The 15,075-nt window shown below is 47.9% G+C and carries 11 protein-coding genes; all 11 read right to left on the bottom strand.

From position 1 onward, the window contains the following. Window positions 1-79: 79 nt before the first annotated feature. Window positions 80-2,152, bottom strand: a complete 2,073-nt coding sequence (locus tag A3848_RS14110) for an alpha-glucuronidase family glycosyl hydrolase (RefSeq protein ID WP_074085574.1) — start codon at window positions 2,150-2,152, stop codon at window positions 80-82. Between the two features lie 73 nt (window positions 2,153-2,225). After that, window positions 2,226-3,548 carry an ABC transporter substrate-binding protein gene (locus A3848_RS14115; RefSeq protein ID WP_074085575.1) on the bottom strand — a complete coding sequence of 441 codons (1,323 nt, stop codon included), beginning with the start codon at window positions 3,546-3,548 and terminating at the stop codon, window positions 2,226-2,228. Window positions 3,549-3,938: 390 nt separating this feature from the next. Continuing rightward, a complete protein-coding gene (locus A3848_RS14120; protein WP_074085576.1) occupies window positions 3,939-4,745 on the bottom strand; it encodes a Nif3-like dinuclear metal center hexameric protein in 807 nt (268 codons plus the stop codon). Window positions 4,746-4,772: 27 nt separating this feature from the next. Beyond that, entirely contained in the window at window positions 4,773-5,666 is an 894-nt protein-coding gene (locus tag A3848_RS14125; RefSeq protein ID WP_074085577.1) for a carbohydrate ABC transporter permease, read from the bottom strand. 12 nt (window positions 5,667-5,678) lie between these two features. Next, complete coding sequence (locus A3848_RS14130) at window positions 5,679-6,602, bottom strand: ABC transporter permease (protein ID WP_074085742.1); 924 nt, start codon at window positions 6,600-6,602, stop codon at window positions 5,679-5,681. Between the two features lie 73 nt (window positions 6,603-6,675). Next, window positions 6,676-8,211 (bottom strand): ABC transporter substrate-binding protein, encoded by a 1,536-nt coding sequence (locus A3848_RS14135; protein ID WP_074085578.1) that lies wholly within the window; start codon window positions 8,209-8,211, stop codon window positions 6,676-6,678. A gap of 141 nt (window positions 8,212-8,352) precedes the next feature. Continuing rightward, complete coding sequence (locus A3848_RS14140) at window positions 8,353-9,948, bottom strand: response regulator transcription factor (RefSeq protein ID WP_074085579.1); 1,596 nt, start codon at window positions 9,946-9,948, stop codon at window positions 8,353-8,355. Between the two features lie 10 nt (window positions 9,949-9,958). Then, entirely contained in the window at window positions 9,959-11,662 is a 1,704-nt protein-coding gene (locus A3848_RS14145) for a sensor histidine kinase (protein ID WP_074085580.1), read from the bottom strand. Window positions 11,663-11,772: 110 nt separating this feature from the next. After that, a complete protein-coding gene (locus A3848_RS14150; RefSeq protein ID WP_074085581.1) occupies window positions 11,773-12,579 on the bottom strand; it encodes an alpha/beta hydrolase in 807 nt (268 codons plus the stop codon). Between the two features lie 30 nt (window positions 12,580-12,609). Continuing rightward, entirely contained in the window at window positions 12,610-14,079 is a 1,470-nt protein-coding gene (gtfA, locus tag A3848_RS14155; protein ID WP_074085582.1) for a sucrose phosphorylase, read from the bottom strand. A gap of 10 nt (window positions 14,080-14,089) precedes the next feature. Then, a complete protein-coding gene (locus tag A3848_RS14160) occupies window positions 14,090-15,046 on the bottom strand; it encodes a carbohydrate kinase family protein (protein WP_074085583.1) in 957 nt (318 codons plus the stop codon). Between the last annotated feature and the right edge of the window lie 29 nt (window positions 15,047-15,075).

Below are 15,075 nucleotides of genomic sequence, written 5' to 3' on the forward strand. Positions count from 1 at the left end.
GGGGAATGCTCGAATTCTTTCAAAATATAACGACAAAAAAGAAGAAGCGGTATCCACCGCTTCTACACTACAATGATCTTTAATAGATGGTTCTTCCCCATTGATCGGCAATTCCGCTTTTCCGGAGAAAGTACGTATTGATTCTATCCCGCCACTCTTTAGAATGATCCGCCTGCTCCGCCAGGCGGTCTGCTACCTGCCTATACGCCTGTTCATCTACATGTTCCTTCATAAGCTTCCATGCAGCCGCCAGCCCGTCTGCCCGTTCCGCACCTTCAAAATGTGTATCATATATATGCTGAATCACCGTTTTGCCGGAATGCAGAACATGAGTATAAGGGACATGGTGAAAGAACAACAGTAGCTCATCCGGACAACTCTCAAGCGACTCGTAGCATTCCATGTTCATACGGGCATATTGGGAGGTATACCCGGTCCCGGTTGCTGAGGTGCGGTCAACACCAATACCATAACAGTCTGCAAAGTGATAAGTACCCCACATTGAATATTCATATCCATCCACATTAGGGCCGTAGTGATGGTCAGGATTGACCATAAACCCGACGCCCAGCGGGGCTGTATACGATTCATAAATCTCCCAGGAGTTCATAAGGATATCTAGTAAGGTCTGAACCAGCAGCTCATTGGTGCCAAAGGTGAGTGTAATCCATTCCACAGCCATTTTCTCGGCAGACATCTCCGGATTCCAGGCCAGACGGCCATAACCGAACAGATTTGCCTGTGCCAGCAGATGGCCTGTCCAGTTGGTGTCATTTCCAATATTGGATACGGCGGCAAAGCCACTGTAGCCATTGCCGTGAACACTTCCATCTACAATGCGCTTGACCGTAGTTCCTTCTCCACGAAGATGCGTATCAAAGTTCAGAATCTCTTTCCACTGCGGCACCAGATAGCACACATGGCGCTGCTGACCGGTATATTCCTGGGCAATCTGAAATTCGATCACTTGATTCGTATGCGGCATGGCCCCCAGCAACGGAGAGACAGGCTCTCTGACCTGAAAGTCAATGGGCCCATTCTTCACCTGGAGAATGACATTGTCCATGAAGCGGCCATCCAGCGGCTGGAAATGATCATAAGCAGCCCGCGCACGATCTGTTGTACGGTCGCGCCAGTCCTGCTTGCAGTTATACACGAAGCAGCGCCAGATGACGATGCCGCCATGCGGCTTCAGCGCTTCAGCCAGCATATTGGCGCCGTCGGCGTGATCTCTTCCGTAGGTGAACGGTCCCGGACGGTTCTCCGAATCGGCTTTGACCAGAAATCCTCCGAAATCAGGAATGGCTGCATATACTTCCGAGGCCGCAGCGGTCCACCATTCACGCACGCCGGCATCCAGCGGATCTGCCGATGACAGGCCGCCAAGCTCAATCGGGCTGGCATAATTAATACTCAGGAACAGCTTGATGGCATAAGCGCGAAGGACCGCGGCCAGCTTCACCACATCCGGCAGGAATTCCGTTAGCAGGCGGCTCTCCACCCGGTGAACATTTACATTATTAATCGCGATGGCATTGATTCCGCTGGAGGCCAGCAGGCGGGCATAATCCTGGATACGCTGAAGATTATCCGTAATCCGGTTATTCTCATAAAATATCGATTCCCCGGCATATCCCCGCTCCACACTCCCGTCCATATTGTCCCACTGGTTGATCATACGCAGCTGATTTACAGGGTTCTCAAGAATATTCAAATTGTGGACAGAGCCCCCTGTACCCATGATCCGCAGCAGATGAAATACTCCATATAATATCCCCTGGGATGTAGCGGCTCCGATGGTAATGTTACCAGTAAGACTGTCCGTATGAATCGCGTAGCCCTCCGGTTGAATCGCACTGCTTACTTCTTCACTGAATGCTTCATCTATCCCTGACCCAGTCCCGAAGGTTCCTATGATGACACTACGAGTTTTCTGAGTTTTCCCCGAGACAGACACTTTTCCTCCTGTGATTCCCTCCAGGCCTTGAGTCAACTCGTTCACTGCGGAACGAATAACGACATCATCTCCCTCAGCCACAACAATATGCTCATATCCCGCATATGGATTGACATTTGCCTCCGGTGTGACCCGGCGGTACTGTAGCCAGGCCAGATATCCGTCTCCCGGGTGATTCAACTTAGAATTACTCATCTATAATCCTCCCTATCCCTACCGATATCATGCAAGGCCCGGAACAAGGTTGTTCCGGGCCTTGCTTGCTGAATTATTTTTCGTAAGATTGCGATGCTTCTTTCAACTGCTCAAAGGCTTTCTCCGGCGTGACTTTTCCAAAGCTGAGCTGATCCCGGACAAGCACCCAGTCTTTGTCAATAAAGTTTGTCCAGCCGCCTGCTCCAGCCGACCAGGTCTGGCCATCCTTTTCAGTAGCACGGAGGAGTTCTAACCCAACCTTATCCAGATCACTCATACTTGCTTCCAGGGCGGCAGAGATTTCCTTGTTCGCCGGCAGGCCGCGGAATGTTTGCAGAATGTTCCCCGCCTCCTGGGCATTCACGAACCAATTGATGAATTTTTTAGCTTCTTCAGCATGCTTGGAGTTTTTGGAAACGGACAGGTACATCGATGGTTTCAGCCATCCGCCTGCTTGTTCAGCACGCGGCATGGTTACAAGCGCGTAAGCGCCTGGTTTAATACTGTCCCAAGTCCCCAGGTTATTGGAGAAGCTGTACCGGAATAATACTTTGCCTGCTGCCATCAAGTCCATTTGCGGATCATTTTCCTTGTCGGATGCGTTTACGTCCGCCGGAGGCACCAGCCCATCCTTGCGCAACTCTTCAAATTTTCGGGTCCAGTCCAAGAAGGTAGCCTGATCTACGTTAAAGTGACCCTCATCCGTGATAACCTGACCTTTACCTTTGGCATATTGGTAGGCCGAATACATAAAATAGTTGCCTGCATAGTCCAAGGTAAAATATTGTCCTCTTGGCAGTTTGGATTTGGATTCCTTGGCTAAAGCGAAGAAATCATCCCATGTCCATCCATTAGCCGGATTCGCAATCCCCAGCTTATCCATAGCGGCTTTATCATACACCATACCGAACGCTACCGAACCCAGAGGAACAGCATATTGCTTGCCGTCAAGCTGGCCACCGGCCAGTAATTTTGCATCGAACTTACTTACATCAACCTCTGGAGCCAGCTCAGCTAATTGCTTGCGTGACATCCAGTCCGGCATCCAGCCCGGATCAAGCTGAATGATATCCGGTGCATTATTCGCTGCGGCTTGAGTAGATAATTTGTCCAAGTATCCATCCATACCGGAATACTCCGGTTCAAACGTAACATTCGGGTTATTCTTTGTATACAAGTCCAGTGCTGCCAGAGTAGCCTCGTGGCGCGGCTGGGATCCCCACCACATAATACGCAGCTTGACAGGTTCATTGCTTGGCGCAGCCGTTGCAGCAGTATTAGTGCCGGCAGGCTCAGCGGTAGATTCCGCATTGTTTTTTGTCCCGCCGCATGCTGTCATCGTCCCCAGCAAGGCTGTCATGGCCAAGACTGTAAGAGAACGCTTCCATTTCAACATCTTTAACCCTCCAATTGAAGTCTGTATTGTCTTGCTACACCGTTATAGTAACAATTATGAATTGAAGTTCATATAAGAGCGATGCACGATTTATTTTAAAATCTCACGGAAATAAGATTTGCAAGAATTTCGAAGGAGACAGAAACAGGGTTGTCCCATAAGCCATCAGAAATGGCTGGGACACTTCCTCTTTGGGTAGTGGATAGACGGTTGTGCTTGGTGAGGACGCTCCGCGAACGGACCGTTGTTCCAGCGGGAAATTTAACGCAAAGCAGCGATCCTCCAATAACGGGAGAATCGCTGCCTTGCTCACTTATTGTAGTTTTAAGAATGATGAGAACGGTCTCCCGTAATAGAAAACCCACTTTTGGGACAGCCCCGTTACAAAAATTACAAATATATGAATGGCTCCTTCGCATCTACAAAGGTAACCGTGAGGCTGCCGACCAGTGGTTTCAGCCATTCCGCCATATACTTCATGCCCCATTCCTCGGACCTCTCATGGCCAATCACAATCATTGCTTTGTTCATGCCGAGCATAGAGGCATCATTCACGTAAGCGCATAACGTCCACTCCGTGATATCACCGCAAATCATCACATCCAGATCCTTTTCCTGCATAAGCTCCATTGGCATTTGTTCCCTGCCCAGCCCGAGGCTTCCGCCTCCAACCAATATCCCTATGCGGGCGCAAGCAGCCTCCGGATTCCCTACGATCTGAATGACCTTCATTCCCAGTCTCTGTTTCAGGAAGCCTGCCAGCGCTCCAACCGTGGTCTCTTCGATCTGATACCCCCAGGAATCGTTCCCGTCAAGTTTCTTGTCCTCCCATTCCAGCTCCTTGAGAAGACCATCATAAATCCTGTCCGTATCCGCTAAATGCATGTGGTCATGAAATCTCCAGATCACAATCCCGTTATCTTCAATCCATTTCCGTTTGGCCAGATACACAGGGTCCGACTGAAGCCAGTCCAAGGTGTCCATTCCGGTATAATAGGTGGGCTCATGGGTGATAATCAAATTCGCGTTGATGGCAATAGCTTCCCGGATGACATCAACGGTCGCCATAAACGTAGTAACGATTCCTGTTACTTCCATGTCCTCATGGCCGCTCGCGAGCACATCACACGTCTGCTCCAGCTTGCGGCCGCCGCAGCAATCAAGCAAAATCCGGTCAATAACTTCCTGCACTTTCATAAGCTCGTTCTCCTTTCATTTCTCTCCTCAGCCTTTGACTGCACCAATCACAACACCACGGGTCAAGTATTTCTGCATAAAGGGCAGTACGAACAGTACCGGCACAATGCCCAGAACCGCCATTGCCATCCGCACAGCTGTGCTTGGCAGCTGTGCTGCCTGCGCCCCGAGCACACTGCTGGCCTGACCGGAGTTGAGGAATTGAATATTGTTCATCAGCTGCATCAGCAGATTTTGAATCCCGTATAATTGCGGTTTGGATACAAAATACAGCGCGTTGATCCAGTCGTTCCAATAAGCGAGTCCCATAAACATACCGACAGTTGCCATAACCGGCATAGACAAGGGAAGCATGATCCGAAAAAAGGTCCGCAGCTCTGACGCGCCATCGATCTGGGCAGCTTCAATGATTTCCAGCGGTACATTGTTTTTGAAATAATTCCGCACCAGCAGTACATTGAAGCCGTTGGACAGCAGGTTGGGAAGGATCAGCGCGAGCAGGGTGTTTTTAATATGGAAATATTGCGTCCACATAATATATGATGGAACGATTCCTCCGCTGAACAGCATGGTGAAGAACACGATAAACGCCAGCACATTGTGGTATTTGAAATCTCTTCGGGACATAGGATAAGCTAACATACTTGTTATCAGAAGTCCAATCACAGTTCCCATTATCGTAACGAAAAATGATACCCCATACGCCCTAATGAAAATATATGCTGAGGATTTGATATACAGGTACGCTTCAAAACTCATATGCTCAGGGAAAAAGCTGTATCCGTTTCGAATCAAAGTCGTTTCATCGGTGAACGATGCAATCACAATCAGAAGGAATGGTAAAAAAGCAAAAACCGTCAGCAAGATCATCACGATCGCAGAAAAAACAGTAAACGTTCGCTCTCCTCTTGTTTGTATCATCCGTATTTCCTCCTAGAACAATGCGTTTTCTGGATTAACCTTCTTGACGATGGTATTGACCGTAAGAACAAGCGCAAAGCCAACCAGTGATTGATACAAGCCGGCTGCGGCCGACATTCCGATATCATTCAGCTGCATCAAGGCGCGGTAGACATACGTATCAATCGTTTGTGTGGTGCTGAACAGCGCTCCAGAGTTCATAGGAACCTGATAGAACAGTCCGAAGTCAGAGTTGAAAATCCGTCCCATGGACATCAGCACCAGTACAATGACTGTCGGCTTCAGCAGCGGCAAAGTAATCATACGGATCTGCTTCAGCTTGCCAGCGCCATCAATTTTGGCAGACTCATAAATGCTCTTATCGATTCCGGCAATGGATGCGAAATAAACAATGGAGCCGTAGCCTGCCGTTTTCCAGATCTGAATCAAAACCAGCAGATACGGCCAATACTTCGGCTCCGAATACCAGTTGATCTCTGGAAGACCGAGCGGACGAAGAATAGAATGATTCACAAAACCGCTATCTGCATTCAGAAAAGCGAAGACGAGCAAAGAAAGGACAATCATCGAAATCAGATTTGGAAGGATCAAGCCTGTCATAAAAAACTTCGAGTACATTTTATTCAGCAGCTCTGACATGAGAATGGCAATGATAATCGAAACAATCGTCCCGAGCGCGATAAAGACCAGGTTGTAGAGAAGGGTATTTCTGGTCATAATCCAGGCATCGCTGGTCTGGAACAGAAAGGTAAAGTTCTTCAAACCGATCCAGTCACTGCCGAATATACCTTTTGCGTAATTGACATCCTTGAATGCGATAAACACCCCGAACATGGGAAAATAGCTGTTAATGATAAAGTAAAGCAAACCTGGAGCAGCTAAAATCAATAAAGGAAGTGTTTTTTTGAGAGGCTTTGATTTAGCTTTGGCTGTCATGTTGGATTCACCTCCATTGCTGAAGGCAGAGCTTCTATTGGCGGCTCTACCTTCAACAAGCTTATAGGAATAATTATTTTTGCGCTGCAAGCCATTTATCCAGCTGTTCCTGCTTGCTGTCAATGATCGCCTCAGCGCCCGCATCTTTCAGCGCACTATTGAATTTTGGAATGATCGTCTCCGGGTCTACCGAGCCGCTAACAAGAGCAGGCAGAAATTGGCTTACTACGTTGTTCACAGCACTCATCTGCGTTTTCACTGGGCTTTGATCAAAGATAAATCCGAAATAAGGTGATCGTTCCGTATCCTTGTTTTCCTTAAGCTTCAGTTCAATATCCGACCAGTTGATTCCCTCGAACTGGTACTGAAGGGACTCAGAACCTACGATTCCTGAACTCAGCATCGCTGTGTAGGGTACCGTATTAGCGTCCTTGCCTTCCGGGAATTTCACATGATGCTCATCAACCTTCAGGTAATCCTCCCCTTCAACCCCATAGAGAATGGTATTAATCAGATCTGTGTCGGTATACAGCAGGTTCAGGAATTTAACAGAGGCTTCCGTTTCTTTAGAGGTGCTGGATACCATCCAAGTTACAGCATTAACGGCACTTGTATCGAAATAGAACGGGGCAATTCGTTTGGTCTCCATTTTTTTGCCGGCTTGCGCACTCAGGGTTTTGCCCACCTCCATACCGCTGTAGCCGCCAAGGAAGGAGAAACCGCGTCCGGAAGATACCATCTCCATGGCGTTAACGGTAGTTGTTGCGGTATCCTTCTGTAAATAACCCGCATTGTACCAGTCTCTCATCATCTTAACCCCGTTTTTGAAAACATCGGATTCATAGAAATTAACGACCTTTCCGTTGTCACCGATTACGACACCGACTCCGGTTGTATCTGTCAGGTAATCTACCTTGCTCGCACCTTTCATCAGATTAACAAGTCCCGTATCAGTTGGATTCACATTAATCGGGCCAAACGGAACCACATCCGGTGACTTCTTCTTAACGGCAGCGAAGACGGCAGGCAGATCCTCCACCGATTGAATAGTGTCAGCCGAAACACCTGCATCTGCCATCATATCGGCGTTGTAGATGATATTCGTAGGCAAAGCCATCCCTTTATTTACCGGAATCCCATAGATATGCCCATCCATCGTTGTGGTTTTGAGAATATCCGGTCCGAAATCCTTATCCAGAATTGCAGTCATTTCTTTACCATACTGGGGAAGAAGTTTTTCAAGCGGAGCCACCTGACTTTTGGACACATAGTTGGAGAATTGTCCGAGAGTAGTGAAGATATCCATTTTCTCTCCGCTCTGGAGCGCCAGGTTGACTTTCTGGGCATAATCCGCCGGACCATATAGACGGAAATCCACTTTGACTCCGATTTTTTTGGTTGTGATTGCATTGATTGCGTTCGTCACCTTGCTCAAATCATCGGGAATCCGGTTGAAGGACGGCAGGGCAAATACGATTTCAGCAACTTTTGCATTGGCATTCCCGGAATTCTTGGCCGATGTATTCGAATTGCTGCCGCAGGCCGAGAGCAGTGAACCGCATACTACCATGGACAACAACAGTGAGCCTAACCCCTTTTTATTTTTCATGATGATGCCTCCTGTTCTGTAATTTCACTTTCATTGTACTTCTTTGGAGGATTGCAGGCTTTCAAAAAGACGGGCTGTTTTTTCGAAAAACCGTACTGCAGCAAGAAGCTCCGCTTCTCTGTGGAAAAGCGGAGCTTCCTGCTATCTAGCAGTTTTGTGCTTTGAACGATAGGCTATCGGTGTTTCCCCTGTCAGCTTTTTGAATACCGTCGAGAAATAAGAAATCGTATCAAATCCGGCGTCCATAGCAATCTCGCCTATGCTCGCCGTGCTCTCAATGAGCATTTGCTTCGCGGCTCTTATGCGGAAGTCGTTCAAGTACTCCTTGACTGTCTGCCCGGTCTCGTTCTTGAACACCTTCGCCAGATAATCCGCTGTCAGATATACGCTTGCAGCGACATCCTCACGACTGAGGTCCTGTCTGTAGTTTTCTTGGATAAATCGCTTCGCTCTCTCGACAACCCCTTCGGACTGCAGTACTTCTTTGATAGAATCCACCGTTTTGTCCGTAAGCGCCTGAGCCCACTTCATGAAGTCAAACACACTGCTGTCGGCTTTCTGGGCCAAGCTTTGAGTCACATCGTCGGCAAATAACCGATGCGCCTGAATATGCTGCCGCGAGAGAAGGGAATAGACCACTTGCAGGAAGTCCTCCCGGATCGAATGGAGAGTTGTTGAATCCAGCTTATTCAAGCTTGTCAGCAATTCCAGCTCTTTCTTCAGCCGGTTAACAATCTGTACCTTCTCCTTCTGGACAAACAACAGGGTGAAGAGCTCCATATCAAGGGTAAAGCGGTCCGTAATATCATAATGAAAAGGTTCATTCGGCAAATGTACTTTCCCTCTGAAAATGATATTGGACTCATCCAGCTGCTCCAGCTCCGTTTTGACCTGTGAAAGTCCTGAGACCGCTGTTTTCTCACTGAAATAACAGGTAGCCGTACACTTCAAATATTGCCTGCACATCAGAATAATATTCTCTGCGCTGTCCTGCAGCCACTTCTTATCGAGTGGGCTCTCAATAAGGATTGCATTGTAGAACACTTTATCGACTTGGTAGGCAATCATCCGTCCTAAGCTGACCTCAGTGATGAGAATTTCAGAAATCAGGTTAGAGAGTGCATATTGGAAAATACTCTCATCCCACTCACTCTCGATCTGGGAACGCGGAACACTTACGAGAAATAGAATATATTCCGTATGGACAGACAATGATAACTCACGTTTCTGTACTTCACTCTGAATAAGATGAATTCGGGGAGACAGAGTGGCTGTCAGCACATCACTCCAGAATCCTCTTTCGACCACATCTTTGTTCTTCAGCCATGCAAGCCCCATCTTACTGTATTCGCCCATCATCATCTTTTTCTTCAATGTATCCATGGACTTCCGCAGCGCCGCTTCCAGCTCCTGCTTATCCAGCGGCTTGACCAGATAAGAGTCGGCGTCGTACGAGATCGCCTTGGAAGCAAAGCTGAAGCTCTCATGACAGGTTAAAAATATAAAACCTCCTTCATATTGGCGGTCTCTAGCCCATTTGATCATATCAATACCGGAGCCTCTCGGCATTTCGATATCGCAAATGATTACATCAGGCTCGCCGTTCTCGAATAATTGTTTCGCATCCTGTATATTATGAGCGGTCTGCACCTCGGTAATTCCAAATTCATCCCAATTCACAATACCGAGCAGGGCTTCAACTGTAGGTATATCATCATCAATCAACATACAACGCATATTATCCCCCCTACAACTCTGGGTGGCCGGATTCAGGTACGGGTATCCACATTTCTACTCTTGCACCAGACGTCTCTGCATTAGAGAGCTTGAGCAGGTCGTCACGCTTGTAGAGCAGTTGCAGAGTTTTGCGGATATTGGCAATGCCGACCCTGCCCCCATCCTCCATTACCTCCTCGATCTCCGCCTTGCTTAGCCACTCCGAAGAGAAGCCTCCTCCGTTATCCTCAATCACAATACTGACAAATGGTTTTCCGTCTCTTGTCTCTGACCGCACTCGTATGAAGATCGATAGCATTTCTTTATAGAACATCGCGTGCTTGAACGTATTCTCAACAAAAGTCTGGATCATGAATTGCGGAATGGGCACTTGGCGGGCTTTATCATCCATCTCTATCATGAAAAACACTTGGTCCGGATACCGGATTTCTTGCATCCTTATATAATTTTCGGCGTGCTTAATCTCTTCCTCCATCGAGACTTCCACAAGACCTCCCTTAAACATATATCTAAGATGTTCCGAGAGGCAGTGAATCATCCGCCGTATTTCTTCATTTTTATTGTGATACGTCAAGCTGGTTATTGTCGAGATCGCATTCAGAAAAAAGTGGGGCCTGATTTGCATCTGCAGATATTTGATTTCCGCGCGGCTGATTTCGATCTGTTCTTCATAGGATTGAATCTTCAGATCCTTGATTTCACTAACCATGGATTCGAGCGCATGGAACAGCTTCATAAACTCCAGGGAGTACGGTACACCCTGAGGAACCTGGTATTCCAGCTGCCCCTGCTCAACCACCTTGGCCGCCTTCACCAACTCGAGGATCGGCTTCAACACATCCCTTGTTAAGAACCTCAGTACGAGCGGTACAATGATAGCCGAAAGAACCGCCAATAAGGCGATGCCCCACTGAATAAGCTTCAATCCCGAGAACAGGCCCCCCTTGGCAACCATATTTGTAATCTGGCCAAACTCTTCAATCGGTTCAGAAATAATCAGAAAGCTGCGCTGATACTCTTTGGTTAAGCTGCCCAAGGTCGTATCTGCCTTTTTCAGGACGATATTATTTGCAGATAAAATGCTCCCCTCTGTATTACTCAATACATAACGGTTATGATCATTGCTCCCCCTGTCTACCATCGATAAAAGAGTGTCCGCTTTGACTAACGTTCCAAAGCTGACTTGTGAGTAGGTGATATATTTGAACAAATAATAATCACCCTGGATCTGGAACACCTTCCATTCATCACTTTCATCCGCTGGACTGGAGCTGAACTTGTGCGTATTAAGGAAATCGACCAGAGCCAGCTTACCCGCAGATGGAATCCGGCTGCTGAATTGTTCAAGCACGAGCTCTCCGGAAAGTCTGATAAACATGCCATCACTGGAATAATCGTTCGCCATTTTTGTCAGCAGGTTATTTTTGAGCTCCTGCACTTTGAAGTAGCGGCTGCTCTCATCCAGGTTGGCTACATTCACAGCGGCATCAATGTTATTATCAAATACCTCAATTAAATCTTTGGAGAAATTGTTGAAGTTATTATGAATGTTGGCCTGATAGAGGGCAAGTGTATTACGCGAGCTTGTTAGTGCATTGCTTCGTACAACTTCCAGGGAGTAAATATTACTCAGAACAAGGATGGACAACAGGATCGCAAGAATAACTGTCATCTGCAACGAAAATTTGAACACGATACTGTTTGTTCGAATCATATTACCATTTCTTCCTCCCCGGAATTCAGCAAGCCCCTGAGCCGATATATTCTCAATCGGACCCAGGGGCGTACTTGTATTAGACTTTCAGTTATCAAGACTTGAAGCGTTTATATAGAGTTGCTGTCTTCTCCAGCCCACTGCAGTGCCGCCTCAATGTACTTATCCCAGAAGTTCCAGTTATGATCGCCTTCACTTTCATGATACACATGTACGGCCTGTTCCCCTTCAAGAAAATCATGGAACCGGCGGTTCACGTCCAGCAGGAAATCCTCTGTCCCGCAGGCCATATACAGCTTGGGCAGCTCAAGTCCTTTCGCCTTGAGGTCCAGGACAAGCCTTTCCGGGTCTTTATCACTGCCAAGCAGCTGGCTCAGATCACCAAAGGTGCTTGTGTAGTAACTATAACTGGCGATACCGTCATTGTAATCCGGGGATACATTGGCAACTTTATAAGGCACCAGTGCCGAAGACAAGGCTATAATACGGCCGAATTGATCTGCATATTTCAGACCGTTGCGGATTGCCCCATAGCCGCCCATGGATAAACCGCCTATCCATGTATCCTCGCGCGCCGCAGACAGCGGGAACAGCTTGCGTGTGAAATCCACCAGCTCCCTGCCGATATATTCCCCGTAGTATTCTCCCCTGTTCTCATCGTCCAGATAGAAGTGATTTTCTCCTGCGGGCATAAAAACCGCAACCTGATATCTGTCCGACAGCTCCCGGATTCGTGAGAAGTTCATCCAATCGTTATGGCTCCCGGAAAAGCCGTGCAGCAGATATAGCGCCCTCAAAGGTTCTCCCGACCATACCGGCAGTCCTAATCCTTCAGGCAGATCAACCGGCATTAATGCATTGAACGTGACTTCTCTTTTCAGACATTTCGAATGAAAGCTTATTTGTAGCGTAGCCAAAATAACCACTCCTTAAAAACGGAATTCGAATTATACCTGATAAGTAACAGCAATGCCTTGCTCATCCACATATTCAATAACGGTTTGATAGGTCTGCAGGTTGATGAACAACTTACAATACTTCTCACCTTGTTCCCATAACAACCGGACCTCATCCGTTGCCGCCTCAAGCACCTGGAACGTTCCTCCGAAGGCACTGTAAGTATTGCGGAAGCGAATCAGCTTCATTAGCCGCTTCACAACATCCCGTTCAAGCCCTTCCTCAATTTCCTCCAGGGTATAATTATGGCGGTTGATTTCGCGTCCTTCACCCGTCAGGGTTACCTGCTCCAGATCATTGCTGCCGGCCAGCAGACCCACATAATAGACCTGCGGAATACCTGGTGTGAAGAATTGAATCGCTCTTGCAGCGAGATAAGCATCGTCATCTTCATTTAGCGCGCTATAATACGTGCAGCGTATCTGATGGACATCGAATCCGTCTTGCGCCTTATGCTCCTCCGACAGAATCAGACTCAGATTCGCTCCCCTCTCCACACAGAGATCAACCAGCTCCCGCGCTTCCTTCGTGTCGATCAGCTCATCAAGATCCGGCTTAACAGGAATACCGTCGTGACAGTCGAGCATGGTGAACTGCTTATGCGGGCGGGTCTTCAGATAGGAATAGAGTTCCGTATTGGACCTGCCGGTGAGTGCCTCAAGCACCCGGTAAGGCAGGATGAAATCATATATCCAGCACCCGTATTCCGATAACTTGGCTTGGATGCTGTAGTGCGCATGGACCTCGGGCAGCAGCTCTATATCCAGCGAATCCGCCATTGATTTGATCCAGCCGAGAAATTCATAAATCTCCGGCTCCACAAAAAAACAACTGGTTCCCAGCTTCTTGATCACGTACCCGACCGCATCAAGCCTGACTATTTTGACATTTTGTTGCTTGAAGTTCTCAAAAAATAACCGCAGCAGCTCCCGGGTCAACGGGGAATGGACATCGAGATCAATTTGCTCGGAAGGATCTGTTTTGCCAAAGGTTGTCCAGACCTTCTCTTCCTCACCGCTCCCGCTTATAGAAAAGCTTGAATAAGGCAGGGGCCTGCGCAAAAACATCTTCTCAATATCCTCCCGGACAGGCTTACCATTCTCCCAAATCTTGTCCAGGGTTATAAATAAATCAGCATACTCAGAAGCGCGGCCTTTCTTCAGGAAATCCTGAAAATAAGGAGATTGCCTGGATATGTGATTCACCATCAAGTCCACCAGCACATCGAATTCTTCCCCTATCTCCCGGATATCCTCCCATGACCCGAAGCCCGGATCGATTTCCAGATAGGTCAGAGGAGCAAATCCGCGGTCCCCGGAGGAAGGAAATGGCGGGAGGATGTGGATTCCGCCTTCGAAGAGGCCGGTGAATTGTTTGCGCAGCACCTGATGAAGCTTCTTCAGGTCCCCGCCCAGCGAATCGGGATACGTAATCAACTGTACTTGATTCTTCAGTGTCATCTGAAACCTCCTACAGGTTAAATTGTTGTTTGATTTCTTCCAGAGTTGGCAGATTCACTACCGCACCCATGAATTTTAGCTTGTACGCGCTGACGGCAAAGCCGAGCTCCAGTGCCTCTCTGAGGGTATGCCCCTTGACGACAGCCGCATAAAATCCGGACCAAAAGGCATCACCTGCTCCGGTCGTATCTTCGATTTCGGTAGCTTTGGTATCGAACTTCAATGTTTCTATGCCGTTCGATACCATCGCCCCTTCTTTGCCCAAGGTCATCACCACCAGCTTGGCGCCAAGCTCCAAGAACCTCCCGACCTGTTCAGCCGGTGTGCCTGGCCCAAACAGACGCTCTGCATCATCTTCCGAAGGTTTGATAATATCAACTTTGGGGATGATAGATTTGACATAGGAGACACCATCTTCACCCTTCTGCCAAATCAAGGGGTGATAGTTCGGATCGAAGCCAATCAGCAGCTTATGTTTTTTTGCTATCCCGATAACCCGTTCAACCGTATAACGCGATGGAACTCTCGAGATCGGCCAGCACGAAAAGTGGACAATTTTGGAATGGATCAAGGCTTGTTCCAAAGCATCATTGTACAGCAATTCGCTATCCGCTCCGCGGTAAAAGATCGGAATGGGCGTTTCCTGACTCTTCGTGATCACCACCATGCTGGTAGATTCATCCACCCGCTGGACTCCGCTGGTAACTATTCCTGCCCTTTGCAATCCCTTTACCAGAAAAGCTCCAAGACCATCCCGGCCAACCGCCGAAGCCACTTGAGACCGGATGCCAAGCTTATTAACATTGATGGCAATATTGGAAGGTGACCCTCCAAAAAATCTCGTATATCCGTTGCATTCAAAAGCATCGCCATAGTCATTAGAAATCATGTCAACCAGAAGTTCTCCAACCGTTAACACATCATTTGCTTTATCTTCAAAGGGTATTGCCTCACCGAGATTAAACACACGTACTCCCCCTAAAACTCCAATATCCT

It is taken from the genome of Paenibacillus sp. P32E (assembly GCF_001909085.1).
In the GTDB taxonomy this organism is placed as follows: Bacteria; Bacillota; Bacilli; order Paenibacillales; family Paenibacillaceae; genus Paenibacillus_AQ; species Paenibacillus_AQ helianthi.

Bases quoted from the DNA above. Each gene is read 5' to 3' on its own strand.
- A3848_RS14110 (WP_074085574.1), bottom strand. From the start codon at position 2,152: ATGAGTAATTCTAAGTTGAATCACCCGGGAGACGGATATCTGGCCTGG.
- A3848_RS14115 (WP_074085575.1), bottom strand. From the start codon at position 3,548: ATGTTGAAATGGAAGCGTTCTCTTACAGTCTTGGCCATGACAGCCTTG.
- A3848_RS14120 (WP_074085576.1), bottom strand. From the start codon at position 4,745: ATGAAAGTGCAGGAAGTTATTGACCGGATTTTGCTTGATTGCTGCGGC.
- A3848_RS14125 (WP_074085577.1), bottom strand. From the start codon at position 5,666: ATGATACAAACAAGAGGAGAGCGAACGTTTACTGTTTTTTCTGCGATC.
- A3848_RS14130 (WP_074085742.1), bottom strand. From the start codon at position 6,602: ATGACAGCCAAAGCTAAATCAAAGCCTCTCAAAAAAACACTTCCTTTA.
- A3848_RS14135 (WP_074085578.1), bottom strand. From the start codon at position 8,211: ATGAAAAATAAAAAGGGGTTAGGCTCACTGTTGTTGTCCATGGTAGTA.
- A3848_RS14140 (WP_074085579.1), bottom strand. From the start codon at position 9,948: ATGCGTTGTATGTTGATTGATGATGATATACCTACAGTTGAAGCCCTG.
- A3848_RS14145 (WP_074085580.1), bottom strand. From the start codon at position 11,662: ATGATTCGAACAAACAGTATCGTGTTCAAATTTTCGTTGCAGATGACA.
- gtfA (WP_074085582.1), bottom strand. From the start codon at position 14,079: ATGACACTGAAGAATCAAGTACAGTTGATTACGTATCCCGATTCGCTG.